The 25,110-nt window shown below is 45.0% G+C and carries 24 protein-coding genes and 1 other RNA gene; 4 read left to right on the forward strand and 21 right to left on the reverse strand.

Features of this window, described 5'->3' with window-relative positions; genetic code table 11:
• Positions 1-143 precede the first annotated feature (143 nt).
• The 16 genes from GC093_RS01905 to rpoE all read right to left on the reverse strand — a co-directional run bounded on the left by GC093_RS01905 (position 144) and on the right by rpoE (position 14,213).
• Positions 144-410 carry a pro-sigmaK processing inhibitor BofA family protein gene (locus tag GC093_RS01905; RefSeq protein WP_171650163.1) on the reverse strand — a complete coding sequence of 89 codons (267 nt, stop codon included), beginning with the start codon at positions 408-410 and terminating at the stop codon, positions 144-146.
• Positions 411-412: 2 nt separating this feature from the next.
• A complete protein-coding gene (locus tag GC093_RS01910; RefSeq protein WP_246313288.1) occupies positions 413-688 on the reverse strand; it encodes a DUF2508 family protein in 276 nt (91 codons plus the stop codon).
• 231 nt (positions 689-919) lie between these two features.
• The gene (gene recR, locus GC093_RS01915) at positions 920-1,516 is read right to left on the reverse strand and encodes a recombination mediator RecR (protein ID WP_171650164.1); all 597 of its coding nucleotides are present in this window, start codon (positions 1,514-1,516) and stop codon (positions 920-922) included.
• 116 nt (positions 1,517-1,632) lie between these two features.
• Positions 1,633-1,944 carry a YbaB/EbfC family nucleoid-associated protein gene (locus GC093_RS01920; RefSeq protein ID WP_171650165.1) on the reverse strand — a complete coding sequence of 104 codons (312 nt, stop codon included), beginning with the start codon at positions 1,942-1,944 and terminating at the stop codon, positions 1,633-1,635.
• 18 nt (positions 1,945-1,962) lie between these two features.
• Positions 1,963-3,726: a DNA polymerase III subunit gamma/tau gene (gene dnaX / locus GC093_RS01925; protein WP_171650166.1), complete on the reverse strand. Its 1,764-nt coding sequence runs from the start codon at positions 3,724-3,726 to the stop codon at positions 1,963-1,965.
• Between the two features lie 65 nt (positions 3,727-3,791).
• Positions 3,792-4,853: an ATP-binding protein gene (locus GC093_RS01930; RefSeq protein WP_171650167.1), complete on the reverse strand. Its 1,062-nt coding sequence runs from the start codon at positions 4,851-4,853 to the stop codon at positions 3,792-3,794.
• A 154-nt stretch (positions 4,854-5,007) separates the two neighbouring features.
• Positions 5,008-5,271: signal recognition particle sRNA large type (ffs, locus tag GC093_RS01935), an RNA gene on the reverse strand.
• A 46-nt stretch (positions 5,272-5,317) separates the two neighbouring features.
• The gene (locus tag GC093_RS01940) at positions 5,318-5,719 is read right to left on the reverse strand and encodes a hypothetical protein (protein WP_171650168.1); all 402 of its coding nucleotides are present in this window, start codon (positions 5,717-5,719) and stop codon (positions 5,318-5,320) included.
• Positions 5,720-5,814: 95 nt separating this feature from the next.
• On the reverse strand, positions 5,815-6,012 hold the full coding sequence (gene rpmE, locus GC093_RS01945) for a 50S ribosomal protein L31 (protein WP_171650169.1): 198 nt from the start codon (positions 6,010-6,012) through the stop codon (positions 5,815-5,817).
• Between the two features lie 76 nt (positions 6,013-6,088).
• Complete coding sequence (locus GC093_RS01950) at positions 6,089-7,360, reverse strand: radical SAM family protein (protein ID WP_171650170.1); 1,272 nt, start codon at positions 7,358-7,360, stop codon at positions 6,089-6,091.
• A 58-nt stretch (positions 7,361-7,418) separates the two neighbouring features.
• Positions 7,419-8,750, reverse strand: coding sequence for a transcription termination factor Rho (rho, locus tag GC093_RS01955; RefSeq protein ID WP_171650171.1), 1,332 nt, complete (start codon positions 8,748-8,750; stop codon positions 7,419-7,421).
• A gap of 82 nt (positions 8,751-8,832) precedes the next feature.
• Positions 8,833-10,086 (reverse strand): UDP-N-acetylglucosamine 1-carboxyvinyltransferase, encoded by a 1,254-nt coding sequence (murA, locus tag GC093_RS01960; protein WP_171650172.1) that lies wholly within the window; start codon positions 10,084-10,086, stop codon positions 8,833-8,835.
• A gap of 124 nt (positions 10,087-10,210) precedes the next feature.
• Entirely contained in the window at positions 10,211-11,065 is an 855-nt protein-coding gene (fba, locus tag GC093_RS01965; protein WP_171650173.1) for a class II fructose-1,6-bisphosphate aldolase, read from the reverse strand.
• A 165-nt stretch (positions 11,066-11,230) separates the two neighbouring features.
• Entirely contained in the window at positions 11,231-11,623 is a 393-nt protein-coding gene (locus tag GC093_RS01970) for a response regulator (RefSeq protein ID WP_171650174.1), read from the reverse strand.
• A 205-nt stretch (positions 11,624-11,828) separates the two neighbouring features.
• Entirely contained in the window at positions 11,829-13,430 is a 1,602-nt protein-coding gene (gene pyrG, locus GC093_RS01975) for a CTP synthase (protein ID WP_171650175.1), read from the reverse strand.
• A 195-nt stretch (positions 13,431-13,625) separates the two neighbouring features.
• Positions 13,626-14,213: a DNA-directed RNA polymerase subunit delta gene (gene rpoE / locus GC093_RS01980; RefSeq protein ID WP_171650176.1), complete on the reverse strand. Its 588-nt coding sequence runs from the start codon at positions 14,211-14,213 to the stop codon at positions 13,626-13,628.
• Between the two features lie 376 nt (positions 14,214-14,589).
• Here rpoE and GC093_RS01985 point away from each other — a divergent pair, with 376 nt between their 5' ends.
• Positions 14,590-15,765, forward strand: a complete 1,176-nt coding sequence (locus GC093_RS01985) for a S8 family peptidase (protein WP_246313289.1) — start codon at positions 14,590-14,592, stop codon at positions 15,763-15,765.
• Positions 15,766-15,821: 56 nt separating this feature from the next.
• Here the strand turns inward: GC093_RS01985 and GC093_RS01990 are convergent, their stop codons facing one another.
• The 3 genes from GC093_RS01990 to GC093_RS02000 form a co-directional block, all read right to left on the reverse strand.
• Entirely contained in the window at positions 15,822-16,232 is a 411-nt protein-coding gene (locus GC093_RS01990; RefSeq protein WP_171650177.1) for a YwiB family protein, read from the reverse strand.
• A 139-nt stretch (positions 16,233-16,371) separates the two neighbouring features.
• A complete protein-coding gene (locus GC093_RS01995) occupies positions 16,372-16,833 on the reverse strand; it encodes a hypothetical protein (RefSeq protein ID WP_171650178.1) in 462 nt (153 codons plus the stop codon).
• 52 nt (positions 16,834-16,885) lie between these two features.
• Positions 16,886-18,913 (reverse strand): beta-galactosidase, encoded by a 2,028-nt coding sequence (locus GC093_RS02000; RefSeq protein WP_171650179.1) that lies wholly within the window; start codon positions 18,911-18,913, stop codon positions 16,886-16,888.
• 139 nt (positions 18,914-19,052) lie between these two features.
• Here GC093_RS02000 and GC093_RS02005 point away from each other — a divergent pair, with 139 nt between their 5' ends.
• Together GC093_RS02005 and GC093_RS02010 are read left to right on the forward strand one after the other, a co-directional pair.
• Entirely contained in the window at positions 19,053-19,883 is an 831-nt protein-coding gene (locus tag GC093_RS02005) for an AraC family transcriptional regulator (protein WP_171650180.1), read from the forward strand.
• Between the two features lie 71 nt (positions 19,884-19,954).
• Positions 19,955-20,815, forward strand: coding sequence for a metallophosphoesterase (locus GC093_RS02010; protein ID WP_171650181.1), 861 nt, complete (start codon positions 19,955-19,957; stop codon positions 20,813-20,815).
• A 105-nt stretch (positions 20,816-20,920) separates the two neighbouring features.
• Here the strand turns inward: GC093_RS02010 and speB are convergent, their stop codons facing one another.
• Both speB and speE read right to left on the reverse strand, forming a co-directional pair.
• Positions 20,921-21,790: an agmatinase gene (speB, locus tag GC093_RS02015; protein ID WP_171650182.1), complete on the reverse strand. Its 870-nt coding sequence runs from the start codon at positions 21,788-21,790 to the stop codon at positions 20,921-20,923.
• A 22-nt stretch (positions 21,791-21,812) separates the two neighbouring features.
• Positions 21,813-22,640, reverse strand: coding sequence for a polyamine aminopropyltransferase (speE, locus tag GC093_RS02020; RefSeq protein WP_171650183.1), 828 nt, complete (start codon positions 22,638-22,640; stop codon positions 21,813-21,815).
• A gap of 312 nt (positions 22,641-22,952) precedes the next feature.
• On the opposite strand from speE, the gene GC093_RS02025 reads away from it, so the two are divergent.
• Positions 22,953-25,025 carry a transglycosylase domain-containing protein gene (locus tag GC093_RS02025; RefSeq protein ID WP_171650184.1) on the forward strand — a complete coding sequence of 691 codons (2,073 nt, stop codon included), beginning with the start codon at positions 22,953-22,955 and terminating at the stop codon, positions 25,023-25,025.
• Positions 25,026-25,110: the final 85 nt, after the last annotated feature.

Consider the following 25,110-nt stretch of genomic DNA (forward strand, 5'->3'; position numbering starts at 1 on the left):
AAACTTCATTGCTAGTATTAATATAGTCCATCACAGCTACTTGTTCACAGTATTTTTTGTTTTGTTTTAGCGGCGACTTTCTTAATATACCACAGCTGCAATTCTAATTGCAAGTTTTATTTTCAAACGAAGGAAATAACATATCATACAATCCAAAGCTTCATAGCAACAAGCATCAATAAGCCAGGAACTCCAAGAACACTCACCGTTCCGACTGTGGTTGCATTAAGCGGCACTTCCACTGTTGTATACGGCCCGAGCAGATTTACAATATACAATAAAAAAGCAGCAATTGCAACATTCAGACAAAGAGAACCGATCCAGTTAAACGCATATCTGTGTCGGAACAGTGTGAACACTAGAAGAATACCGGAGATACTAAAGATCCCCCACAGCAAATAGGACTTCATCATTACCCCTCCATAACCCTCCCTCTATTAACCTCTATGGCTGACAGTTTCATATTTTTCGCTTGCTTTATAAGCATTTCAAAACGCTTTTCAGCGGCTTCCAATGCAAATACTGCGTAATCGATCTGCTCTTTTTCCAGAACAAAGTCTAACCTTTTTTGCGCGGTCACCCATTCCATATGAGCTCTTTCAATTTCCTGCATTAGCTGTAATTTATCATCCATCTCCATCTCTAACTTTTTTCGCTGCACACGACCCAAACGATGCCACAATCTCAACCCTATCCCCTCCTGCAATGAAGTTATAAGACCAGAGCATGTACTACAAAAATGAGTGAGTATTTCAGTCTCTTTTATATTCATATGAAGCATGCTCACAAGATAGAACGATGAATTTGGCATAAACAACAAATGATCAGAAAACAAAAAAAGCCGAGCATATCTATGATATGCACGACTTTAAGTAGAAAGCTTCTATAACAAGCTCCAAATAATTGACTTTTCAGCAAGCTAGAGCTCCCTGCGTCCTTCGAGTGCTTTGGTTAAAGTAACCTCATCAGCGTATTCCAAATCGCCGCCAACCGGCAATCCATGCGCAATACGAGTAACCTTCAAGCCAAAAGACCGAACTAACCGGGATAAATACATGGCCGTCGCTTCGCCTTCAATGTTAGGGTTCGTAGCCAGAATTAGCTCCTGCACCTGCTCATCACCCAAACGCTTCAACAAATCGGCGATACGGATTTCGTCAGGACCGATTCCTTCCATAGGTGAAATAGCCCCATGAAGAACATGGTAATAACCGTTAAACTCTCGGGTTCTCTCCATAGCAACAAGATCTCTCGGCTCCTGAACAACGCAAATAATCGAGCGATCTCTCCCCTTATCTTGACAGATACGGCAAGGGTCGGTATCCGTAATGTTACAGCAAATAGAACAATAATGCAGATTTCTTTTGACGTTTACCAACGCTTTGGCAAAATCAATACAATCCTCTTCCTTCATTCGCAGCACATGAAAAGCAAGCCGCGCCGCCGTCTTGGGGCCAATGCCCGGCAGACGGGAGAAGGCGTCGATCAGTTTAGCTAACGGTTCGGGATAAAACAAAGGGATAGCTCCTTATGGCGCAACCGTCACATCAGAATGCATCGAAGCCGGTTGTCGCTTGGGTGCAACCGTTCTTCATGCAAAGCTGAGCTGGTTGTCACTCTTATGGTGTTAAATTAGAATAAGCCGGGAATGTTCATTCCACCGGTTAAACGCGACATTTCTTTATTGGCTAGCTCTTCAGCTTTGGCCATAGCATCATTAACTGCAGTCAAGACGAGATCCTGCAGCATTTCTACGTCATCCGGATCTACTGCTTCAGGCTTGATCAAGATAGATGTAATTTTCTTTTGCCCGTTCACGCTTACAGTTACGACACCGCCGCCAGCTGTTCCCTCTACTGATTTTTGAGCAAGCTCCTCTTGAGTTTTCAGCATTTGCTCCTGCATCTTCTTAACTTGCTTCATCATTTGATTCATGTTGTTCATTAAAAATCACTCCTCGTTTCAGTCTTCTTTTATTTTCACCAAATCTTCGCCAAACAAATGGATAGCCTCACTAATCCATTCTTCTTTAACAGCCGTGGGCTCATCCTCGGGTACAAGCTTAAGCTCTTCCTTACTGCCTTCAGCCGGTTTAACTTGATCAGCAGCTGACTTCCAATCCTTAATCATGATAGATATCAGCCTGTACGGACTACCTAAAACATCCGTCATCACCTGCTCAATCAATTGTTTATTAGCCGGCTTCTCTGTCGTTTCCCGATGCATGGAGCTTTTAAAAGCCACCAATACCGCATCTCCATGGACCGATACAGGTTCACCGTCAACCAACCAAGCATGAATGGTAATTCGCTGCTCCTTCACCCGACTCAGAACCTGACTCCACTTCTGGAGTACAGACTTAGTATCCTGTGAGTCCTTCCCTTCCAGGAAGCCGTCCAACTTCTCTACGCTCTTCTTCATCGCCGCGGGGATCACGGTACTTCTTGAACCGGAACCGGAGTGCCCGGATCCACTGCCTGAAGCATTACCCGCTGCTGGCGCGACACCCTGCTTCTGCAGCTGCGTTAGCTGCTCCTCAAGACGTTGAATACGGCTCATTAATTGAGCCACAGTAGCATCAGGAGCACGGTCTGTTCCCTTGGCTGCATCACCGATGACAGCACGTGAAGGAGCTCCCTCAGCGGCAGAACTGCACAGCTTCATAAGCGCCACTTCAAGCAGCGTCTGAGGCTGCACCGAATATTTCATCTCTGTTTGATAGTAGTTCAATGTATCCATCATAGAGATAAGCTCTTGTGTAGTGAACGATTCAGCAACGCCAGCAAATTGTTTCACGTCAATAATTCGATCCGTTACGGCTTGTGAGCCAGGGACCATTTTCACCATCAATAAATCCCGGAAATAATACAGCAGGTTTTCCATGCACTTGTCGGCACTCTTGCCCTCCTGCATAAAATCATCAATCAGCTGCAGCACCGCTCCTACATCACGTTGTTTAATGGCCTGAACCAGCTTTTCAAACTGATCTGAGGCCATCCCTCCGGTAATGGAAACGACGTCGTCATAAGTAACGTGCTGCCCCGAAAACGCCATAATCTGATCCAGCAAACTGAGCGCATCGCGCATTCCGCCGTCAGAAAGTCTAGCTATAAATCGGATCGCGTCATCGTCAGCTTCTATCTGTTCCTCCCGACACACCTCATGCAGCCTCTCCACCTGGTCTTCGAGTGAAACTCGGCGGAAATCAAACCTCTGACAACGAGAAATAATCGTCGCAGGCAGCTTGTGCGGCTCTGTAGTAGCGAGAATGAACATAACATGTGCAGGAGGTTCCTCTAATGTTTTTAACAAAGCATTAAAGGCTTCCGTCGTCAGCATATGGACTTCATCGATAATATATACCTTTTGGCGAACTTCGGTTGGCGCATATTTCACCTTGTCGCGAATATCGCGGATTTCTTCTACACCCCGATTAGAGGCTGCATCGATCTCTACTACATCCATGACTGCACCTTCTGTAATACGAATGCAGTTAGCACATTCATTACAAGGCTCTACCGCTGGACCATTCAAACAGTTCACGGCTTTTGCTAATATTTTAGCAGCACTCGTTTTACCCGTCCCTCTTGGTCCATTGAATAAATAAGCATGCGTAAACCGACCTTCGCGGAGCGAGTTTTGCAGTGTTTGAACGATGTGCTTTTGACCAACAATTTCTCGGAAAGCCTGCGGTCTCCACGTTCGGTATAATGCGATATGTGCCATAGCGTCCTCTCCAATAATTGTTTATCCTGTTCATTATACTACACAACGGAATGTCTTTGAAGTGGTTAAGGAAATGGGATGCTTACGGTAAATGTGGTCCCGAAGCCTTTCGAGGATACGCGGATATGACCGCCAATATCGTGAATAATACGCTGACACACCGATAGGCCTAATCCTGTCCCCTCAGCCTTAGTGGTGAAAAACGGGTCGAATATTTTATCAATAACAAACAAAGGAATTCCAGGTCCTGTATCATGAATATCAAAGTTCACCTTACGCTCGTCATCGTCCACCCTTTCGGTTAAGGTTAAATGTCCACCATCCCCCATAGCCTCGATACCATTCTTGCATATATTCAAAAATACCTGCTTCAATAGCTCCCGATCCGCTATTACACACGGCAGCTTATCCGCTGCTTCGTAGTGCATGATCACACCATGCATAATAGCTTCATTATTAATAATGGGAAGAATGTCCTTCATAACTTGTGAGGTATCTACTGCGATATAAGTCACGTTCTTGGGCTTGCCAAGCAATAAAAACTCATTAACCAATTCATTAATCCGATTGATCTCGGTCAACATGACTTCGGTATACCCGGTTTCACGGTCCATCCCCAGATCCTTCATCGTTTTACGCATCATCTGCAGGAAGCCCTTAATCGAAGTAAGCGGATTCCGAATTTCGTGAGCGGTTCCCGCTGCTATTTGACCAATCATAGCCAACCGATCACTGCGCTGCACCTGTTCCTCTAACGAACGGAGATTGGTGACATCCTTAAATATTATGTAGGCGCCTACGACAGTACGATCTTCATCGCGGAGCACATTGGAATCCATCAGAAGCTCATAACGCTCTTGATTGTTGGTCCAAGAAAGTGCATGATTTCGAACAACCATGCCATCCAAAATATTACGATGCACCAGTTGGTGTTCTGCCGGCATATTAGCAAAAATTTGCTCTACCGGGCAATTAATTACATCCTCTTTGACTAATCCTAGTACACGGCACGCCATATCGCTAATATCAATAAGCTCAAAATGTGTATTCATCAATATGACTCCAAGATTAACATCACGCAAAAATGTACCAGCGAATCGCTGTAGCAAATTTAATCCTTGCTGCACCGGGCCACCCCCCTTTGTCTGCCAACCCTAGTTAACTTTAGTATACAATTCTCCTAAATATTTCATTTTCCTTCTGTAAATACAAAAAAACACCGTACTTAAGCCCTAAAAAGACCTAATTCGATGTTTATCGTGTGCATAAATTTGTAATAAACCGTGCACCTAATTTGATATTACGATCCAAGCGGAATTTTTAGACTCAGCTCAAGTTAGGCCACCCTCCGGCACATGGAACATCCCGCTTACGGCTGCTTTCTTCCGAACCTGACCGGATTCACGAGCATCCATTGCGGAGGACCCGACTCTCAACACCAATTCTAAAACCCAAGCCTTACATCGCAATACCGCAGTTAGGCGATCAACCCCGCTGTAGCGGATTGCGGGTTACAGGGCACCGCTACCTCCCCGTCTAGCACGGCAAAGATAAGTATAGACGATTCATACCGAAATAGCAACCAGCAGCATTATTTACGAGAAACGGAAACCTTTACCGTATACCGCGGCATCGCATGAGCTAATTTCTCCCTAGCTTCCTTCTCTACGGCCGCTACTTCCTGATCGGACAAACTAGTCGGTACATCTACTTTAACGTTAGCTACATCCCCATTGACCGAAATGGTAGAACCTGTTACATGTGGTACTTGGTTAATCGTCTCCTTTATCAGCCTTGTATCCGCTAAATAAGTATGATGAGTCGGGCTAGTCGGCATATTGGGATTGACATCCGTTATTCCCAGAAGCCCGTCTTGCGAGTACGATTTAACCTGTGTATTTTGCTTCTGGCATGCAGTCGAAGAAACCATGATCATGAATGCAATTAGCATGGATGCAACGATTCTTCCTCTTACTAGTTGTCGTAGAGCCAAAACGAAAACACCTCCTGCAGCTATCCTAAGAATTGTGTTCTTAGGATAGCCACAGGAGGCTAATTTATGCTGTAAGCCATTGGAAACATCTAGAATTAGATGCCGTATTTCTTTTTGAACTTATCAACACGACCGCCGGCATCAAGAAATTTCTGCTTACCTGTGAAGAACGGGTGGCAAGCGGAACAAATCTCAACACGCAGGTTTTGCTTAATGGAACCTGTTTCAAAAACATTACCACAAGCGCATGTAAGCGTAGTGTTGTGATACGTTGGATGGATTGCTTCTTTCATGACTTTCACCTCTTTTGCCCTGAAACACCATGTGAATCAGAGTTGATAAACACATGAAAAGATTATATCACGTTATTCATTGCTGTTGCAAGCCATTTCTACGGTTCAGAGCTGCCGGAATATGGGTGTAGGAACCCAGCACCACACCTGGCAATTCTTGTTCATAAATCTCTATCATTTGTTTCATGCCAAGCAGCTCGCCTTGAGCTTTTGGAATCAAGCCCAAGTAGCTCTCAGGATCAATATTTAAATTACGAAGCTGTATTAGCTTCAACCCCGTACGGCGAACAAACTCTATCATCGCCTCCACTTCTTCTTCGCGGTCAGTTACTCCCGGAAAAATGAGGTAATTGATTGAGGTTACGACACCTTTGTCAGCCGCATAGCGGAGTGATTTCTCCACATTACGCAAAGTGTAGCCTCTCGGCTTGTAATAAGCGTTGTAATGATCGTCAAGCGCACTAATGGTGCTTACACGCATTAGATTCAATCCTGCATCAACGATTCCACGGATATGATCGGTCAAACCCGCATTCGTGTTGATATTGATAAACCCATTACTGGTTTGCTGCCTTACACGGCGCATAGCCTCAATAATGGTGGGCGCTTGCGTAGAAGGCTCACCCTCACAGCCCTGCCCGAAGCTGATTATTGCGTCTGGCGTTTTCAAATGCTCCAGCATGACCTGAACCACTTCATCCACAGTAGGCTTGAAGTTCATCCTTGTTTGCGGAGCAGGAAAACCGCTGTCCTCCGGTTGTTCAGAAATACATCCGAAGCAACCCGCGTTACAGGAAAACGAAACCGGCACAGCGCCTTCCAACCGGCCCAAGAATGTATTCGAAGCAGTTAGACACTCATATTCAAGCGCACAGTTGGATAAATGCTGGTACAAGCGATTCCCCTCGTACTGCTTCAGCAGGTCCCCTACCTTGACTTCGAGTTCGTTCGGGTCGCAGCTGCGTGGATTCCATGGCTCAGGATCATCGCTCGCATGAGCAGCAACGAAAAACTGTCCATCTTTCCATACAACTGCAGTATAACCGAAAAGGGGAAGAACCTTGGTCTTATCCGTCTTGGCATAGCTTGGGAGCAGCAGCCGCGTGAACCCTTGAGGCATAAGCGCGCCAACAGCATTCACCTCGCCTGGTAGCACCTGCATCTTCCCCGACTCGGCGTGAACGCCAATAGGTCGAGTATGGGGTAAACTAACCAATGTTGCTCCTTCAGGCAACGGAATCAACTCATCGTCCATGATATCCGTTACCATGTCTCCATTACGACCGAGTGCAACAAAATCAGGATGGTCGAAGACATTTCCATCACGATCGGCATAGACTACATTCATATCGAACTTACTCCTTATGTGAACCCCAACTTCGGCGCATTGAAGTTGGGGCTATCACTTATGATGCGGAATTTTTAACACGTTTAGACGAGGAAGCTGAGGAAGAAGATGGTGATGGTGTGCCGCTCCCGCCAGACGGTTTGTTATTTCCGGTTTCAAGCGAGTCCAAAAATTCCTGATTCGTTTTTGAATCGGCTAATTTTTTAATAAACGCTTCGATGTATTCGTGTGAATCATTCATGCTTTTGCGAATCGCCCACACTTTATCCAATTCTTCTTTGGTTAAGAGCATCTCCTCGCGTCGTGTTCCGGAACGTCGAATGTCGATAGCCGGAAAGATGCGACGTTCGGCCAGCTTGCGGTCCAAATGAAGCTCTAAATTACCCGTACCTTTAAATTCCTCATAGATAACATCATCCATGCGTGATCCTGTTTCAACTAATGCGGTAGCCAAAATCGTCAAGCTCCCGCCTTCTTCTATATTACGAGCTGCCCCGAAGAAACGTTTGGGACGGTGAAATGCCCCAGGATCAATACCACCAGATAATGTACGTCCGGATGGAGGAATAACTAGATTGTAGGCGCGAGCAAGACGAGTTATACTGTCGAGCAGTATGACAACATCTTTCTTATGTTCAACCAAGCGCTGTGCGCGTTCCAATACAAGCTCGGCAACTTTAATATGATTCTCAGGAAGTTCATCAAAAGTGGACGCGATAACCTCACCCTTAACAGAGCGCTGCATATCGGTAACTTCCTCCGGACGCTCATCAATCAGGAGCACAAAAAGCTCTACCTCGGGATGATTCGTAGAAATACTGTTGGCAATCTCTTTAAGCAACAGTGTCTTCCCTGCTTTTGGAGGAGCCACAATTAGACCACGTTGGCCAAAGCCGACAGGTGCTAACAAATTCATTAGTCGAGTGGAAAGATGTGTAGGGGAAATTTCCAAATTCAGCTTTCTTTGCGGATACAAAGGGGTTAAAGCCGGAAAGTGCAGCCGCTCTGCTGCGGTTACAGGATCCTCTCCATTAACCGCTTCAACATGTAGAAGACCGAAATAACGCTCGTTCTCTTTGGGAGGTCGACACTTTCCTGAAACCAGATCACCCGATCGAAGATCAAACTTACGAATTTGTGAAGCGGAAATATAGATATCCTCAGAGCTTGGTAAATAGTTGATAGGCCTCAAAAAGCCAAATCCATCCTGTAATATCTCGAGAACACCCTGCATAAACATCAATCCGCTTTTTTCTGCCTGTGCTCGTAAAATAGCGAAAATAAGTTCTTTTTTCTTCAATGTTCCATAGTATGGAATTTGATGCTTTTTGGCCAATTGGTAAAGCTCTGTCAATTTTAGACCTTCTAGTTGTGCTAGAGGCATATCCATCATCTCAACCACCAAACTATTAAATTTTCAAAATTTGAAATATAATCTAGCATTACCCAAATTTACTTCACCTATACCAATTTTAATCCTGCTCTCGCCAAACCTCTGCGCCTAAATTTGATAGATTCAAGACAAGGTGATCATATCCACGGTCGATATATTCCACACCCGTTATCTCAGTTATACCACTAGATACAGTCAACCCTGCAATAACCAATGCAGCACCTGCACGCAAATCGGTTGCTTTCACCTTAGCGAAGCTCAATTTACCACCTTCAATAACAGCTGATCGACCTTCCACCTTGATCTTAGCGCCCATTCTCAGCAATTCTGGAACATGCTTAAATCGGTTGCTATATACGTAATCACTCAAGATGCTGACACCCCTGGTTTGGGTAAGCAAACTCGCCATTGGCGATTGCAAATCCGTTGCGAATCCTGGATATACAAGTGCTTTTACATCAACGCTTTCATATTCCGGTCGTCCAATAACACGGATGGATTCATCCATTTCATGAATAATTACACCCATCTCCTGCAATTTAGCAGTAATAGCTTCAAGATGCTTAGGTATAACGTTATCTACAACAACATCTCCGTGTGTTGCGGCAGCAGCAATCATATAGGTACCCGCTTGAATGCGGTCTGGAATGATGGAATGACGGCATCCATGCATAGAATCAACGCCCTCAATACGGATCGTTTCTGTTCCAGCCCCTTTAATCTTGGCGCCCATGGCATTCAAAAGTGTAGCAACATCTATGATTTCAGGCTCTTTAGCCGCATTTTCGATCAAAGTAAACCCTTTGGCACGCGAGGCTGCCAACATTATATTAATCGTTGCCCCAACGCTAACAACATCCAGATAAATCTTCGCTCCAACCAACTGCTTCGCTTTAATATGCAAAGCTCCATTTTCTGTGCTTACACGTGCACCCAATGCTTCAAAACCTTTTATATGCTGATCAATTGGCCGAGGCTCAAAATTACAACCTCCAGGCAATCCGATTGTTGCTTCCCCAAAGCGACCTAACAATGCGCCCATAAGATAATAAGACGCTCTCAACTTTTTGACATTACCGTTCGGCATTGGCTTAGACTGCAGACGACTTGGATCAATACTCATAAAATCTTCATTCCATTGAACTGTTGCTCCCAGTTCCTCAAGCAGCTCCGCATAAATAGCCACATCGCTTAATACAGGCAAATTATCCAATATAACGGTCGATTCCGATAAAATTGCTGCAGGTATCAAGGCAATAGCACTATTCTTGGCACCACTAATTTGGACCGTCCCCCGCAGCGGCCGACCGCCGGCGACCATCAATTTCTCCATTCGTCCCTCTTCCTCCCACGTAACCACTTTAAAGCGCTAAACGATATGAATAACCGACAGGTGTGACTGATAAAAACAATTGAAGGGAAATACATCTTTTGCGATGCATTCCCCGTCAATCAAATTAAGCTTGGTTGGAACTACCGAACAATTGAATTTTGGATTTAACCACTTCAACCATGGCTTTGCGAGCAGGAGTGAGGTATTTACGAGGATCGTACACTTTCGCGTCTTTGTTAAGAACTTCACGAATAGCTTCAGTACAAGCAACTTGATTCTCTGTGTTCACGTTGATCTTGCCTACCCCTGCAGCGATCGCTTTGATGATCATTTCATCAGGCACACCAGATCCGCCATGAAGAACTACGGGTACCGGAATCGCTTTGGAAACCTGCTCAATAATGTCAAAACGGATGTTTGGCTCGCCTGCGTACATGCCATGTGCAGTACCTACAGCAATAGCCAGGCAGTCAACTCCAGTTTCTTCGTAGAAACGGATAGCTTCTTCTGGCTTCGCCAAGCTTGCATTCTTTTCGTCTACGCTGATGTCATCTTCCACACCGCCGATAGTTCCGAGCTCGCCTTCTACAGAAACGCCCATAGCGCGTGCAGCTTTAACAACTTCTTTAGTCAAACGAATGTTCTCTTCGAAAGAATAGTGAGAACCATCGAACATTACAGAGCTAAATCCCGCACGGATACATTTCATTGCAACTTCAAAGCTGCTGCCATGATCCAAGTGTAGCGCGATCGGCAAACCGGATTTCTTAGCAGCTGCTTCCGCAATAGCTACAGTAAACTCGATTCCCATATACTTTAAAGCTCCCTCACTAACACCATAGATAAAGGGAGAATTCAGTTCCTGAGCTGCGTCTACAATAGCTTGAGCAAACTCCAAGTTATTCATATTGAACTGACCTACTGCGTATTTATTCGCTTTGGCTTTTGGCAATAATTCATTCATTGAAACCAACGGCATGAGAGTCTTCCTCCTAGTATTTATTGACCGAGTTTATTGTGATAAACCGCTCTTCTGTCATACTGACCTATTATAGCATACAAACAATGAAATGATAACCAAGCCTTTTGCTTTTTTCAAAGTCATATCCGGATCCCTCCGGCACAAAAAAAAGAGATCCTGAACTCAGGATCCTACAGCGTAAGAGCTATTATTAGTTGAACGTAAATGATTGTTTACAGCACTGCGCAGTTCATCGATATCAAAAGGTTTGGTGAAATGCATGATCGCTCCGAGGTCTGTTGCTTCTTTGATCATGTCCAACTCACCGTATGCGGTCATCATAATGACTTTTATCGAGCTGTCGATGCTTTTGATATGCTTTAAAATGTCTAATCCGTCCATTCCTGGAATCTTCATATCCAGAAGAACTAGATCAGGGGAAGAGCCTCTTACAATATCCAGAGCAAGCTTGCCGTTCGATGCTTGGTAGGTCTCGTACCCTTCACTACTGAACACTTCCATCAGCAAGATCCGAATACCATTCTGATCATCCACAATAAGCAACTTTTTCTTCAATACGGTAACCTCCTCATATCGCGTTCGCATTTGTCGGAATTCCGTTCTGTTGATCTAGCCTAACAAAATAAATTCGATACAAATACCGAGATTCCTGCTGCGTTTTGAAGGAAATTTGAAAACTTTTACAAATCAAGAAGTTTTTGAAGTGCAACCGCATTTACTATTGCTATTGTATTATGCTGTTAAATATGGAAACATGATTTTATTTTTGAACTTGAAAAGCCGCTTGTACAAAGTGCTTGAATAAAGGCTGCGGACGATTCGGTCTTGAAGTAAATTCTGGATGGAACTGAACGGCAAGAAACCATGGATGATCTGGGCACTCAATGATTTCTACTAACCTTCCATCTGGAGAGGTTCCAGTAATTTTAAATCCGGCTGCCTCCATTACTTCACGATATTCATTGTTAAATTCATAACGGTGACGGTGTCTCTCATAAACCAGTTCATCGTCATAGCAATGCATGGCAAGGGAACCTTCCGTAAGCTTACAAGGATACAAGCCCAAGCGCATAGTGCCGCCTAAATCTTCGACGTCCTTTTGCTCTGGCAAAAGATCAATAACCGGATATGGCGTTGTAGGATTGATCTCTGAGCTGTTAGCACCTTCTAGCTTTAACACGGAACGAGCATATTCCACAACGGCTACCTGCATGCCAAGACATATACCGAAGAAAGGCACCTTTTTCTCACGGGCATAGCGGATTGCCGATACTTTACCTTCAATCCCGCGGTCACCGAAACCGCCTGGAACAAGGATTCCTTGTACACCATGAAGAAGTTCAGCCACATTATGATCGTAGACATCCTCCGCATTGACCCAACGAATCTTCACTTCCGTGTTGCTGTCTATTCCAGCATGACCAAGTGCTTCAACAATACTCAAATAAGCATCATGAAGAGCAACATATTTACCAACAATTGCAATTTCGGTTGTGTGCTTCAACGACTTGACGCGTTTCACAAGGTTTTCCCATTCCGTCATTTCCGGAGGATTCGTCGTCAACTTCAAGTGGTTAACTACGATGTCATCCAGTCCTTGCTCTCTCAGCATCATCGGTACCTCGTAAAGAGTATCTGCATCTAGGCACTCAACAACTGCCCCAGGGTCAACGTCACAAAACAACGCCAACTTACGCTTCATATCCTCGGTTAATGGATGCTCCGTGCGGCATACTACAACATGCGGTTGGATACCAATGCTGCGAAGTTCCTTGACGCTGTGCTGGGTTGGTTTTGTTTTGACCTCACCGGCAGCTTTCAAATAAGGAATAAGCGTCACATGAATGTACATCACATTGTCGCGACCGATATCACTTTTAATTTGACGAATCGCCTCTAGAAACGGCAAACTCTCTATGTCGCCAACCGTGCCCCCAATCTCAGTAATGACAACATCGGATTGAGCTTCACGGCCTGCGCGAAATACACGGTCTTTAATTTCATTCGTAATATGAGGAATAACTTGGACCGTACCTCCCAAATATTCTCCACGACGTTCTTTTGTAATAACAGAAGAATAGACCTTACCTGTTGTTACATTGCTATTCTTCGAAAGATTGATATCAATAAACCGCTCATAATGGCCTAAATCTAAATCCGTTTCCGCGCCATCATCAGTTACAAACACCTCACCATGCTGATAAGGACTCATTGTTCCCGGATCCACATTGATATAGGGATCAAATTTTTGTATCGTTACTTTAAGCCCTCTGTTCTTCAACAGCCTCCCGAGTGACGCAGCCGTGATCCCTTTTCCTAATGAGGACACGACTCCTCCCGTAACAAAAATATACTTAGTCATGTATGTAAACCTCCAATTTTGATAGTATGCCTTTTTTCCGAAATATTACATCCTAAAAAAGAAAAAGCGCCCCGTTATAAGCGGGGGCACTTTATAGTCAAGACATTCGTCATGATATACACTTTAATCAAAAGCCCAGAAAATATTTTACCCCCCAACGCACAGCGCTGTCAAGTAAAGCGAGAACAATTCGACTTATTTACCTTTCTCGTCTTCTATGTCCTCTTCGTCATCGCCTTCTTCGTCCTCATCCTCTTCTAAATCAGAGTCCTCTTCCTCCAAGGCGTTGTCATCAATCTCTTCTTCATCTATTTCTTCTTCTGCTAAGAATTCAGTTTCTTCCTCTACCTCTTCTTCGGCATCGAAGTCATCGTCACGCGTTTTATCGAAGGAATCGTATTCTTCTTCCTCGACGAAAGCATCCTCTTCCTCGGCAAACAAATCATCGTCATCCAAGTCATCATCTTCATCGTTAATGATACGAGGACGTTTGGCGCTTCCTACTGCATCCTCTGATTTCTCTACAGGGTACCAGCGTTTCAGCCCCCAAAGATTCGAACCAACACAAGCAAATCTACCATCAATGTTGATCTCCGTATATAGTTGAGCGATTACCTGCATGACTGCTTCTTCGGAGAGTCCTTTAATTTTGGAGATTTCCGCCATAAGGTCCCGGTAATAAAAAGGCGTATTCGCTGCTTTTAGCACTTCAAATGCAAGGTCGACCATTGGCATCTCTTTGGCCTGCTCCGCACCGACCTTGAGAGTGTACTGTGCACTCATCCAAGCACATCCCTTCAAACATTTTCACAAGAGTTCTAACCATAACATCCATTATACTCCCTAATAGTAAACCTTATTTTATGTAAAAAAGCAACTGCCTTGCTCCAGCAAAAGGAAGAAGCGAAGGATTTCCTTCCTTCGCCCTTGACTGTATCCACGAAGACCCGCGAACTCGTGTCCGCCGCTTCCCCCTACTAATAAGTAAGAGAACCGTCTGATTCCCCTTATTCATCGTATGTAGCAATAGGGTTTCTGACACGGCTGAGAACCCATTTATTTTGAAAAAGGCCATGTGCACATGCCACCGAACTCTCATTAACATAGGATATGAAAAGTGTGAATAAGGGGATTCCGATACGCGGGAGGGACGACAACATTGAAACCATCCTTGTTTGTCGAATGGCTTCATGAAGCCATGGAAGGCACAGAAAACGATGAATGTAAGCATATCATACGATTTACCAACCGCAACGATTATACAGCATGTATTCAGCAATGGAATCTGATGAAACCTTCCTTAACCCGATTAAACAACGTTCAACCGTTGAAAATCATTAACGCAATCTCTTGCTCGCTACAATCAACAGCTAAGCTGTCGTCTGTTCCATTTATTAAATCGATCGAAGTGGATAGTAAGATGAAAGTCCATGCATCCAAAATAATAAGCGCAGTACAGCCTTCCTACAGCAATAAACCTCGCAACGTAACTGGAACCGTGCCTTGGGGGATCAGACATATCAGAGCGCCCCAAGCATGGGGTAAATCCAGAGGAGAACGCATTCGAATTGGCATCATCGACACCGGAGCCGATTATACTCACCCTGATTTACGACATTGTCTATCCTACGGAGTAAATCTTCTGAATCGGCATCTGATGCCTAATGACGATAACGGTCACGGCACCCATATTGCAGGAACAATTGCGGCCTCTAGTCGTCAACGAGGTATCAACGGCGTAGCTCCGCAGGCCGTGATTCACCCCGTTAAAGCATTTGATAACCAAGGGAGCGCTTTTGTCTCCGATATCATAGGTGGCATTGATTGGTGCGTGAAAAATCAAATCCATATTATTAATATGAGCTTCGGAATGAAAGCCTACAGTAAAGCATTGGAGGCCGCAATTCGTAACGCTTATCAAGCGGGCGTTATCGTTGTTGCGTCGTCCGGAAATGAAGGTAAACAGGCTACTATCGACTATCCGGCACGGCTGCGTCAGGTCATTGCGGTAGGAGCCACAACAAGGCGTGGACAAATCGCCCCTTTTAGCAACATAAGCAGCAAAATCGACATTTATGCTCCTGGTGATAAAATCTATTCGACATGGTTAAGAGGGAAATACCATGAGCTGAGCGGCACTTCAATGGCCACCTCACATGTGACTGGTGTTATAGCGCTCATGCTTTCCCGAAAGCCTGGCTTAAAACCGATGCAAGTCAAATCGATTATTAAGAAAAATGCCAAACTCCTGCTTCGAACTGGCATAAGTATAAAAGAAATTCATGCGCTGCGAGCAGTCGGCGCACTCGCAAAGTCGGCTTATGCGGATAATTGAATTCGTGTAGGCCGGCTTTTTTATGAGGTTGCGTTTTTTACGAGATTGCTGGTTAGCTATATTGCAGTAACTGTTAGCCGCAGCCTATAAGCTCCAGTTCTGTCACCCATCACATAAAGCTCATAACTCCACTCAGCAGTTCCAAGACCTCCAACTAAGTTGATTGTTAAGGATTCAGTCTGCGTTTCCATATCCAGTTTCCCCTGAGGAGTATCATAATAACCTTTAACGCGTTGACCGCTGATAAAGGTCTGCTCGGAACGAAGGCTGCCTTGACGAATGATGCGGATGCTATCCTGCCCCAATTTAATCATCGTTACAGTCCCTTTCATTTCCGGCGCCTCTTCGTTATAACGCAAGTAATAATGGTTACCCTTCAGATACAAATCACCATCTGTATTTTGAGTGATCAGCTGATCTTCTATATAACTCTCTATAAGTATATGTACCTTCATTGGCGTATTCATAATCCATTCCTCCTATCAACAAGAAACAGTTTAACGAATACAAACTTTTTTTTCAATTAAACTGCAGCTCAGCATAGCGAGATCCCCATTTTTTAATGAATTCTACAAGATGCAACAAAAATAAACTATATAAGTCGGATTATGTAGTGACCGCGAAACTAATTAAGGAACGAGATGTAACCGCTGCAGTTGAGGCACACAGATGTATCAGATGCTTTAGAATGGATCCTTCTTGATTAATGTGATTCAATCTACAGCAATATTCATCGAGGTAGGCTTGTAAATACTTGGACCCTATCCCATGAAACATTTTGTTAATCCACCTATTTGCTTCCTTAACCTTATCTAGTAACGTCTGAAAACGGCGGGAGCTAAACCGAGCTGTAACAAACTCGACATCTGCTGTCTCCGCTTCAATCTGGTTCTCCCTAAAAGCTTGAGTTCCTAATTTCTTAATCGACCGCTCCAAAAGATAGTTTTGTTCTACTTGTTTTATTTTGATATAAATAGGTTCTCCTGCTTTATTGACAGAAGCACCAACAAAATGGAAGCCGAATACAGAAAAAAATAAATTTGAGTGAATTGAACAAAAAGACTCCATTTCAGTCTATCCCTTTCTTACACGAAGGGAGAGCTGATTGGAGTCCTTTTGATTAGTCCTGTTTATGCAAAATAGCTACTCCATTTGGTTCCACTTGCAACTTGTTGTGGAGTGTACTTCCGCCAAGCAGCTCGACGAATGCGCCTTCTGGCAGCTGCACGTCTACTGTCTCCGCCAGATGATTGAGTACAAAGATATAACGTTGGTCACCAGTTGTCCGCACGCTTAGTTCTACGCCAGTCGGCGCTTCCAAGGGCGCTTCAAGGCCCACTTCGCCAAGAATATGCTCCAGCAATCCATTAACGAAGGACTCCTCTCCTTGGGTACCCACATAGTAAGCTTTACCTTTTCCAAATTTATTGACTGTAACTGCTGGTGAACCTGCGAAAAAGTCAGCTTGAAAACTTCCCAGGGACACCGCTCCCTCTAGACGTATAAGGTCAGCCCATAGATTGCAGCTGTATTCACCATCCGCATCGCCTAATCCGGTAACATTGATGCTATTCGTTTGTCCTGGCAGCATCGGGTCAAATTCCTCTACACAAAGGCCAAGTAATTTACGCAGCGGCGCGGGATAACCCCCAAGATGAATACGGTCATTCTCGTCAACAATACCGCTGAAGAACGTAGTTAGTAGTGTACCACCAGCTTGAACATAAGCCTCTAAGTTGTCAGCAACGCCCTCACCTACCATATACATGGCAGGCGCCAGTACCAGTTTATAACCACTTAAATCGGCATTTGGCTGGACGAAATCAACCCCCACATTGCTTTTGAACAAAGCCTGATAGTATTGACGAATTTGTTCTACATACAACACATCGCGGTTTGGTTTGGAATCGAGCTCCAGCGCCCACCAGTTGTGCCAGTCAAATACGATAGCTACCTTTGACTCAACGCGAGAATCGACAATAGCATCAAGCAGCTTCAGCTCATTGCCCAACTGCTCCACTTCGCGGTAAATCCGGCTGTTCTCATCTCCGGTATGCGTAACCATGGCTCCGTGAAACTTTTCTGCTCCAGCCCATGATTGGCGCCATTGAAAGAACATTACCCCGTCGCCGCCTCGAGCAATAGTTTGGTAACTCCACAGACGCATGACTCCCGGCCTCTTCAATGGATTATGCTGCCGCCAGTTCACTTGACTCGTAACTTGCTCCATTAGAATAAATGGTTGTCCACCCTTCAAGCTGCGCATCAAATCATGCTGCATGGCAGCGAATACAGGAATTCCGTTCGTAGGCTCCGGATAGCTGTCCCAGGTTACTACATCCATATGCTCAGCCCATTCAAACTGATCCAGCGGCTTAAACGCACCCATGAAATTGGTCATAATGGGAAGTTCCGGTGTGATTTCCCTAAGGATACGATGCTCACCCAAATAAGCATCCAGCAAGCTATCAGACATAAAGCGCATATAGTCGAGCTGCTGGCCCGGATTGGCGTAAGTTGGTGTCTTGCCAGGCAATCCAATTTCATCCCAGCCATAATATTTCTGACTCCAAAAGTTAGTGCCCCAGCTTGAATTCAACTCATCCAAGGTACCGTACCTTTTCTCTAACCAAACCCTGAATTCCAAAGTACATTCATCACAATAGCAGCGTGAAATATGACATGCATACTCATTGTTAATATGCCACATCGCTAATGCAGGATGGTCCTTGTAGCGTTCGGCTAACTTACGGACCAACTGCTGTCCATACAAACGAAACGCCTTGCTGTTCGGGCAATAGTGCTGTCTAGAGCCCTGCATATAGCGCGCCCCGTTCTCATCAACTGGAAGTGACTCTGGATGCAGCTTGGCCAACCAAGCTGGAGGTGACGCAGTAGCTGTAGCAAGGTCCGCCATGATTCCATTGGCCGCGAGCAAATCCATAAGCCGGTCCATCCAGGCAAAATCGTAGGTTTGTGGGCCCGGCTGCAAAGCAGCCCAGCTGAAGATGCCAATACTGACAATATTGACGCCTGCTTTCTTCATTAATCTCATATCCTCTAGCCAGACTTCCTCTGGCCATTGCTCCGGATTATAATCCCCTCCATAAAAAAGATGGGGCAGTTTAACATTTTTAGATACCGCCATAACGTATTACCTCCTTCATTAAATACAATCATATGAGTATGATAATCCTAATCTTTCTACTATATCAATCAGAGTATTTTCTTGTTACTATAAAAATATTCACATTGTAATGTCTATAACCAAAAGAAGGATGACAAAGATGGATCATAATATTTTCGGTGTCATTACAGAAATGGAAATGAAATTCCCCATGTATGTAACAAGTGTGGGAAGCTGGCATAATCAGGAGCCAATGAGACGGGAAGCTGGCTTTCCTGATTATCAGTGGATACAGACATTGAACGGTATGGGACGCTTAGAGGTAGCCGGCAAATCCTATACAGTCAGTCAAGGACAAGGAATGCTGCTGTTTCCAAATGAAAAGCATGAATACACTCCGGTTCGAGAACCATGGTCACTCAAATGGGTTACTTTTAACGGTGCTCATATGGCGGACATGCTGGCCTCTATGCATTTTGAAACTTCAATGGTGCTTTATTTAACCAATCCTGACATTACACTCTCTAAAATAGGAGCTATCTTATCTCTGCTGCGATTGCAAAATCCACTCCGTGGGGTGGAATGTTCAGGACTTGTCTATCAGCTTCTGCTCGACCTATTTCTATACACCTCCCACTCTGAGGTTAGATCGAAACAACAGCATGCCGAACAATTGGCGCCAGCCTTTCATTATATTGAAGAGAACTACGATCAATCCATTAGTCTTCAACAGTTGGCCGATAGTCTAGGGGTGACACCTCAGCATACCTGCCTTTTATTTCAGCAAGCGCTGGGAATTAGGCCAATCACTTATTTGACCCATTACCGGCTTCGTAAAGCCAAGGAGCTGCTTCTGCAGCAATTGGATATGGAGGTCCGTGACGTCGCCCAGCATGTTGGCTATGAGGATAGCAGCTATTTTATTAAGTTATTTAAAAAACAAGAAGGTCTCACTCCTAGTCATTTTCGCAAAATTCATCGTCGTCTGTAGGCAACTTTGCTTGATAAGATCCGTTATAGAAACATATGAATATTAAAACCGCAAATTAAAGGAGACGTTGAATGACTGGCTCAAGAATGAATAGACGGGCCTTTTTAAAAAAATGCGCCTACACGCTCGCCGGAATAGTCCTCGCTCCATTCTCCGGTTATGGGTACGCAAGGTATGCCGAGCCCGGGTGGCTTCAGACTCGAATGGTAAACCTATCCCTTAAACGGCTTCCGGCTGCTTTTGATGGCATACGTGTTATCCAATTCAGCGATGTCCATCTGGGCTTTCACTACTCAGTTAAGCAGTTGGCACACCTGGTTGGAGTCATCCAAAATTTAAAGCCTGATTTGATCTGCTTCACGGGTGATTTGTTCGACTCCACAGTCAGTGATGCTGGTTCGATCCAACAGCAGTTGACCCTGCTGAAAGCCCCACTAGGTAAAGCAGCAGTGCTCGGTAATCACGATTACTATGCCAAGGAGTCTGACAAAATCTCTGGCATCCTCTCTAACAGCGGCTTTGAACTTCTTACTAACCGTTCAATTCCAATTAAACGAGACAGGTTCAGAATATGGTTAAGTGGTGTTGACGATATGTGGGATGGCAGGCCTGACCTGCGAAAAGCACTTCAACAGGTACCGAAGGATGAATTCACTTTGTTGCTCTCTCATTGTCCTGATTTTGCTGATATAGCGCTGCAGCACCCCATTGACCTACAGCTATCTGGACACACTCATGGCGGCCAGGTTCGCTTGCCTTTCTACGGCCATGTGGTCACACCCGAATTTGGCCAAAAATATGTCGATGGCTTATATACGCTTGGAGATGGCAAGCTGCAGGTGTACACGAATCGTGGCATCGGCGTCTCCGTCATGCCGATCCGATTCTGGTGCAGGCCAGAGCTGACTGTATTTACGCTACATAAAGGCTGAGCAAAGCTATAACTATATAAACATGTACGTGCTTCGATCAATAAAAAAGGCAGTTCTTTGCGCAAACCACGCAAAGAAACTGCCTTTTTTACTTTAAATCCGAGATTATTTAACAAGTCCAAGCAATATTTCACGAATTAATTTCGCTGCTACGATCTGCGTCTGCTCCGTCGGGTCATACGCAGGAGCCACTTCCACAACGTCAGCACCAACGAAGTTGAGATTCGCTGCGGCCATAGCATGGATCGCGCCTAGAAGCTCTTTGGAGGTAATACCTCCCGCTTCTGCGGTACCTGTACCAGGTGCGCAGGACGGATCAAGCACATCGATATCGATGGTCAAATAAATAGGACGTCCAGCCAGCTCAGGAAGTACTTTCTTCAAAGGTTCCAGCACTTCGAACGGGTGGAAATTAATGTTCTCACGCGCGTACTTGAACTCCTCGCGGGAGCCCGAGCGGATTCCAAATTGGTAGATGTTCCTTCCGCCCATCAACTCAGCTGCTTTACGCAGAGGGGTTGAATGAGACAACGGCTCACCTTCATAATGCTCACGCAAATCAGCATGTGCGTCAAAATGAACAATCGCCAAGTCAGGGTACTTAGCATATACTTCACGGAATACCGGCCAAGAACATAAATGCTCTCCGCCAAGGCCAATTGGGAATTTACCATCGTTCAGCAGGCCACGGACATATTCACCGATGATGTCCAAGCTGCGCGCGGGGTTACCGAAAGGCAGCAGCAGATCGCCTGCATCGAAGTAGGTTATGTCCTCAAGGCTTTTATCCAAATAAGGGCTGTACTCCTCAAGTCCGATCGATACCTCACGGATGCGGGGAGGACCAAACCGGGAACCGGGACGGAAGCTGACCGTATAATCCATTGGCATGCCATAGATAACAGCACGGGAGGCTTCATAATTATCGGAGCTTAAAATAAACACGTTACCGGAATAAGCTTGATCCAAACGCATGCATTACACTTCCTTCAATAAATTATTTACAAAGATCCTCTACGAACTTCGGAAGCGCAAACGCTGCTTTGTGAAGGCGTGGGGAGTAATATTTAGTATTGATTTCGGGAATTTTCGTTTCATCGACTTGCAATGGATCATGCTTTTTACTGCCCATTGTGAAGGTCCACAAACCGCTTGGGTAAGTCGGGATATTCGCGCAGTACACACGAACGATCGGAAAGATTTCTTTCACGTCACGATTTACACTTTGGATCAGATCCGCTTTAAACCATGGGTTGTCCGTTTGTGCAACGAAAATGCCATCTTCCTTCAGTGATTCATAGATACCTTGGTAAAATCCTTTACTGAACAGCTCAACTGCAGGACCAACCGGTTCTGTAGAATCGACCATGATAACATCATAAGTATTTTTATGATCATGAATGTGCATGTAGCCATCATTCACGATGACTTCAACACGAGGGTTGTCCAGTTCACCCGCAATTTCGGGTAAGTACTTTTTAGAATACTCGATAACCTTACCGTCAATTTCGACCAGCACTGCTTTTTCCACTTCAGGATGCTTCAGCACTTCACGAATGACTCCGCCATCGCCGCCACCCACAACAAGCACATGCTTAGGATTAGGATGCGTGTACAACGCAGGATGTGCCACCATTTCATGATACACAAACTCATCCTTTACCGTGGTCATAACCATACCGTCCAGTACAAGCATGCGGCCAAATTCCAATGTATCAATTATCGCAAGATCCTGAAAATCGGTTTTCTCCGTTACAAGTGTCTCGCGAATTTTCGCGGTAATACCGAATTGCTCCGTTTGTTTCTCCGTATACCATAATTCCATGGTTCGTTTCACCCTTCTTTCACACGAATTCCCGCCCATTTCATTACATGTTGCCTTATAAAATGTCGCGGCTTTGCCAAGTAACGCCTTGCTGCTATACATCAAATTGTATTATAGTGTATCCTTCCAAAAATGCAAATACAAACGGCCTTAAAATGCCCCTGTTCAAAAAAAATTAACATTAGCCTTCTTTTAAATGAATAAGGGCTGCTATGTTTTTCCATAATGGAAAGTGTGTACTTATTTAAATTACTAGGTTTTTATTCAAATTTATACTTTCAACTTAGGAAGGATCGATGATCCGTGTCCGATATGCAAAACAAACGCCCAAACACATCCCAGCAATCCGAAGCCAATGAATCTGGTCGATTACGAGGGTTCAAGCGGTTTAAAAAAATGAGCTCTTTAGGCTTTTCCTCACTCCTTCTATGCGCGGCTGCTCTCTTTATCATGCTTTTGTATATGCGCTCGCAGGCGCTCCCTGTTTCCAAGATGGGGCCCACTACCGAAATATTCGATATCCACGGTGAAGTCATCGAGACACTAAATGGAGGAAAAAACAGTCAAAATGTTTCCCTGGAGGAAATCTCGCCTAATTTGATCCAAGCCACTCTTGCCATTGAAGATCGCAATTTTTATCATCATTACGGGTTCGACATGCGTGGAATCGTTAGAGCAGCTGTAGTCAATCTCCAGCACATGTCTAAAGTACAGGGCGCCGGAACGATCACGCAGCAATTGGCCCGCAATCTGTATTTATCTCATGAAAGAACCTGGACGCGGAAGGTAAAGGAGACGTACTACGCCGTTCAGATGGAGCTACAGATGAGTAAGGATCAGATTCTTGAGGAGTATTTGAACCAAATTTACTATGGCCATTCCACATACGGCATTCAAGCGGCCGCTAAGCTATTCTTCGGTAAGAACGCCAAGGAGCTAACTTTGGCCGAGAGCGCAATGCTCGCCGGAATTCCTAAAGGACCGCGTTACTATTCCCCTTACTATGACGCTAAGAATGCGAAAGAGCGACAAGGAACGGTTCTGCAAACGATGGTCGTCTCAGGCTCTATTACTCAGCAAGAAGCAGACAAAGCTTCAAAAGAGAAGCTTACCATACTGCCTTTAGAGAAGAAAAAGCCCGCCATCGGGGGATATTTCCGTGATTATGTGCGAGGAGTTGCCATCGGCCAGCTCGGCATTAGCGAGGATCAATTCGAAGAGCAAGGGCTAAAAATTTATACAACGCTGGACATCAATGCGCAAAAGGTCGCCGAAGAAGTAGTCACGGATCAGTTAAGTAAATTCACCGAAATGCAAGCTGCATTGATCGCGATTGATCCACGAAACGGCTATATCAAGGCAATGGTAGGCGGTCGTGATTATGGAGAAAACCAATTTAACCGAGTTTTTGCAGATAGCCGCCAACCAGGATCTTCCTTCAAGCCTATCGTTTATGTCACAGCATTGCAGCAAAAGCAGTACACACCCATTACAAAATTCAAAAGCGAGCCGACAACCTTCACCTATGACAACGGACGGCAAAGCTATACACCTGGAAATTTCAATAATTTATATTTCAATACAATTGATCTGCGGCAAGCTATATCCAAATCGGATAATATCTTTGCTGTTCATACACTGCTTGAGGTTGGTGCAGAGAATGTTATTGCTACCGCCCAAAGGATGGGCATTAAGAGCCCCATGAAGCCGCTCCCTTCCTTGGCGCTGGGTACTTTCCCTATCAGTCCTTTTGAGATGGCGTCAGCATTTGCTATTTTTGCCAATCAAGGTGTCCGTGTTGAACCCACCGCAATTGTTCGCATAGAAGATAGTCGCGGCCGTCCTCTATATGAATCTAATCCAACGATGGAAAAGGTTATGGAAGCGCCCTATACCTATGTCATGACTCAACTGATGGAGAGCGTATTCGAGCAGGGAGGAACCGGCAGCAGGGTCTCCAATGTGCTGAAGCGTCCCGTAGCAGGCAAAACAGGTACGACCAATACAGACGCTTGGCTGGTAGGCTACACACCCGAGCTGTCAACCGCTGTATGGGTCGGGTACGATAAAGACCGGAATATTAGCAGCGTCGAATCGCATCTGGCTGCTCCAATCTTTGCAGAATTTACCGAGCGTGCACTCGAATCCGTGCCACCAAAGCTGTTCACGATTCCTGAAGGGGTCGTGAGCGTGTATATTGATCCGTCCACAGGCAAGCTTGCCAACGAAGGCTGCCCAAATTCACGGATGGAAGCGTTCGTGCAGGGTACCGAGCCGACTGAATATTGTACCGAGCAGCCGGTGAAAAAGGATAGCAACAAGACAGACAAGCCAAAGGGCAATGGCACATGGTGGGAAGATTTGAAGCGTTGGTGGAATGAGTAAACACATAAGTTGAAATCCCGTCCGGACTCGCATATGCTTAGGCTAGAGGACAAAGGTCCAATATCTGGTAAGGAGTGTGGATGGA

The organism is Paenibacillus foliorum, from assembly GCF_013141765.1.
Lineage (GTDB): Bacteria > Bacillota > Bacilli > Paenibacillales > NBRC-103111 > Paenibacillus_S > Paenibacillus_S foliorum.

Excerpts from the sequence above, each read along its gene's own strand:
- GC093_RS01905 (WP_171650163.1), bottom strand. The coding sequence starts at position 410 with ATGAAGTCCTATTTGCTGTGGGGGATCTTTAGTATCTCCGGTATTCTT.
- GC093_RS01920 (WP_171650165.1), bottom strand. The coding sequence starts at position 1,944 with ATGAACAACATGAATCAAATGATGAAGCAAGTTAAGAAGATGCAGGAG.
- dnaX (WP_171650166.1), bottom strand. The coding sequence starts at position 3,726 with ATGGCACATATCGCATTATACCGAACGTGGAGACCGCAGGCTTTCCGA.
- rpmE (WP_171650169.1), bottom strand. The coding sequence starts at position 6,012 with ATGAAAGAAGCAATCCATCCAACGTATCACAACACTACGCTTACATGC.
- GC093_RS01950 (WP_171650170.1), bottom strand. The coding sequence starts at position 7,360 with ATGAATGTAGTCTATGCCGATCGTGATGGAAATGTCTTCGACCATCCT.
- rho (WP_171650171.1), bottom strand. The coding sequence starts at position 8,750 with ATGGATATGCCTCTAGCACAACTAGAAGGTCTAAAATTGACAGAGCTT.
- murA (WP_171650172.1), bottom strand. The coding sequence starts at position 10,086 with ATGGAGAAATTGATGGTCGCCGGCGGTCGGCCGCTGCGGGGGACGGTC.
- fba (WP_171650173.1), bottom strand. The coding sequence starts at position 11,065 with ATGCCGTTGGTTTCAATGAATGAATTATTGCCAAAAGCCAAAGCGAAT.
- pyrG (WP_171650175.1), bottom strand. The coding sequence starts at position 13,430 with ATGACTAAGTATATTTTTGTTACGGGAGGAGTCGTGTCCTCATTAGGA.
- rpoE (WP_171650176.1), bottom strand. The coding sequence starts at position 14,213 with ATGAGTGCACAGTACACTCTCAAGGTCGGTGCGGAGCAGGCCAAAGAG.
- GC093_RS01990 (WP_171650177.1), bottom strand. The coding sequence starts at position 16,232 with ATGAATACGCCAATGAAGGTACATATACTTATAGAGAGTTATATAGAA.
- GC093_RS01995 (WP_171650178.1), bottom strand. The coding sequence starts at position 16,833 with ATGGAGTCTTTTTGTTCAATTCACTCAAATTTATTTTTTTCTGTATTC.
- GC093_RS02000 (WP_171650179.1), bottom strand. The coding sequence starts at position 18,913 with ATGGCGGTATCTAAAAATGTTAAACTGCCCCATCTTTTTTATGGAGGG.
- GC093_RS02005 (WP_171650180.1), top strand. The coding sequence starts at position 19,053 with ATGGATCATAATATTTTCGGTGTCATTACAGAAATGGAAATGAAATTC.
- GC093_RS02010 (WP_171650181.1), top strand. The coding sequence starts at position 19,955 with ATGACTGGCTCAAGAATGAATAGACGGGCCTTTTTAAAAAAATGCGCC.
- speB (WP_171650182.1), bottom strand. The coding sequence starts at position 21,790 with ATGCGTTTGGATCAAGCTTATTCCGGTAACGTGTTTATTTTAAGCTCC.
- speE (WP_171650183.1), bottom strand. The coding sequence starts at position 22,640 with ATGGAATTATGGTATACGGAGAAACAAACGGAGCAATTCGGTATTACC.
- GC093_RS02025 (WP_171650184.1), top strand. The coding sequence starts at position 22,953 with ATGCAAAACAAACGCCCAAACACATCCCAGCAATCCGAAGCCAATGAA.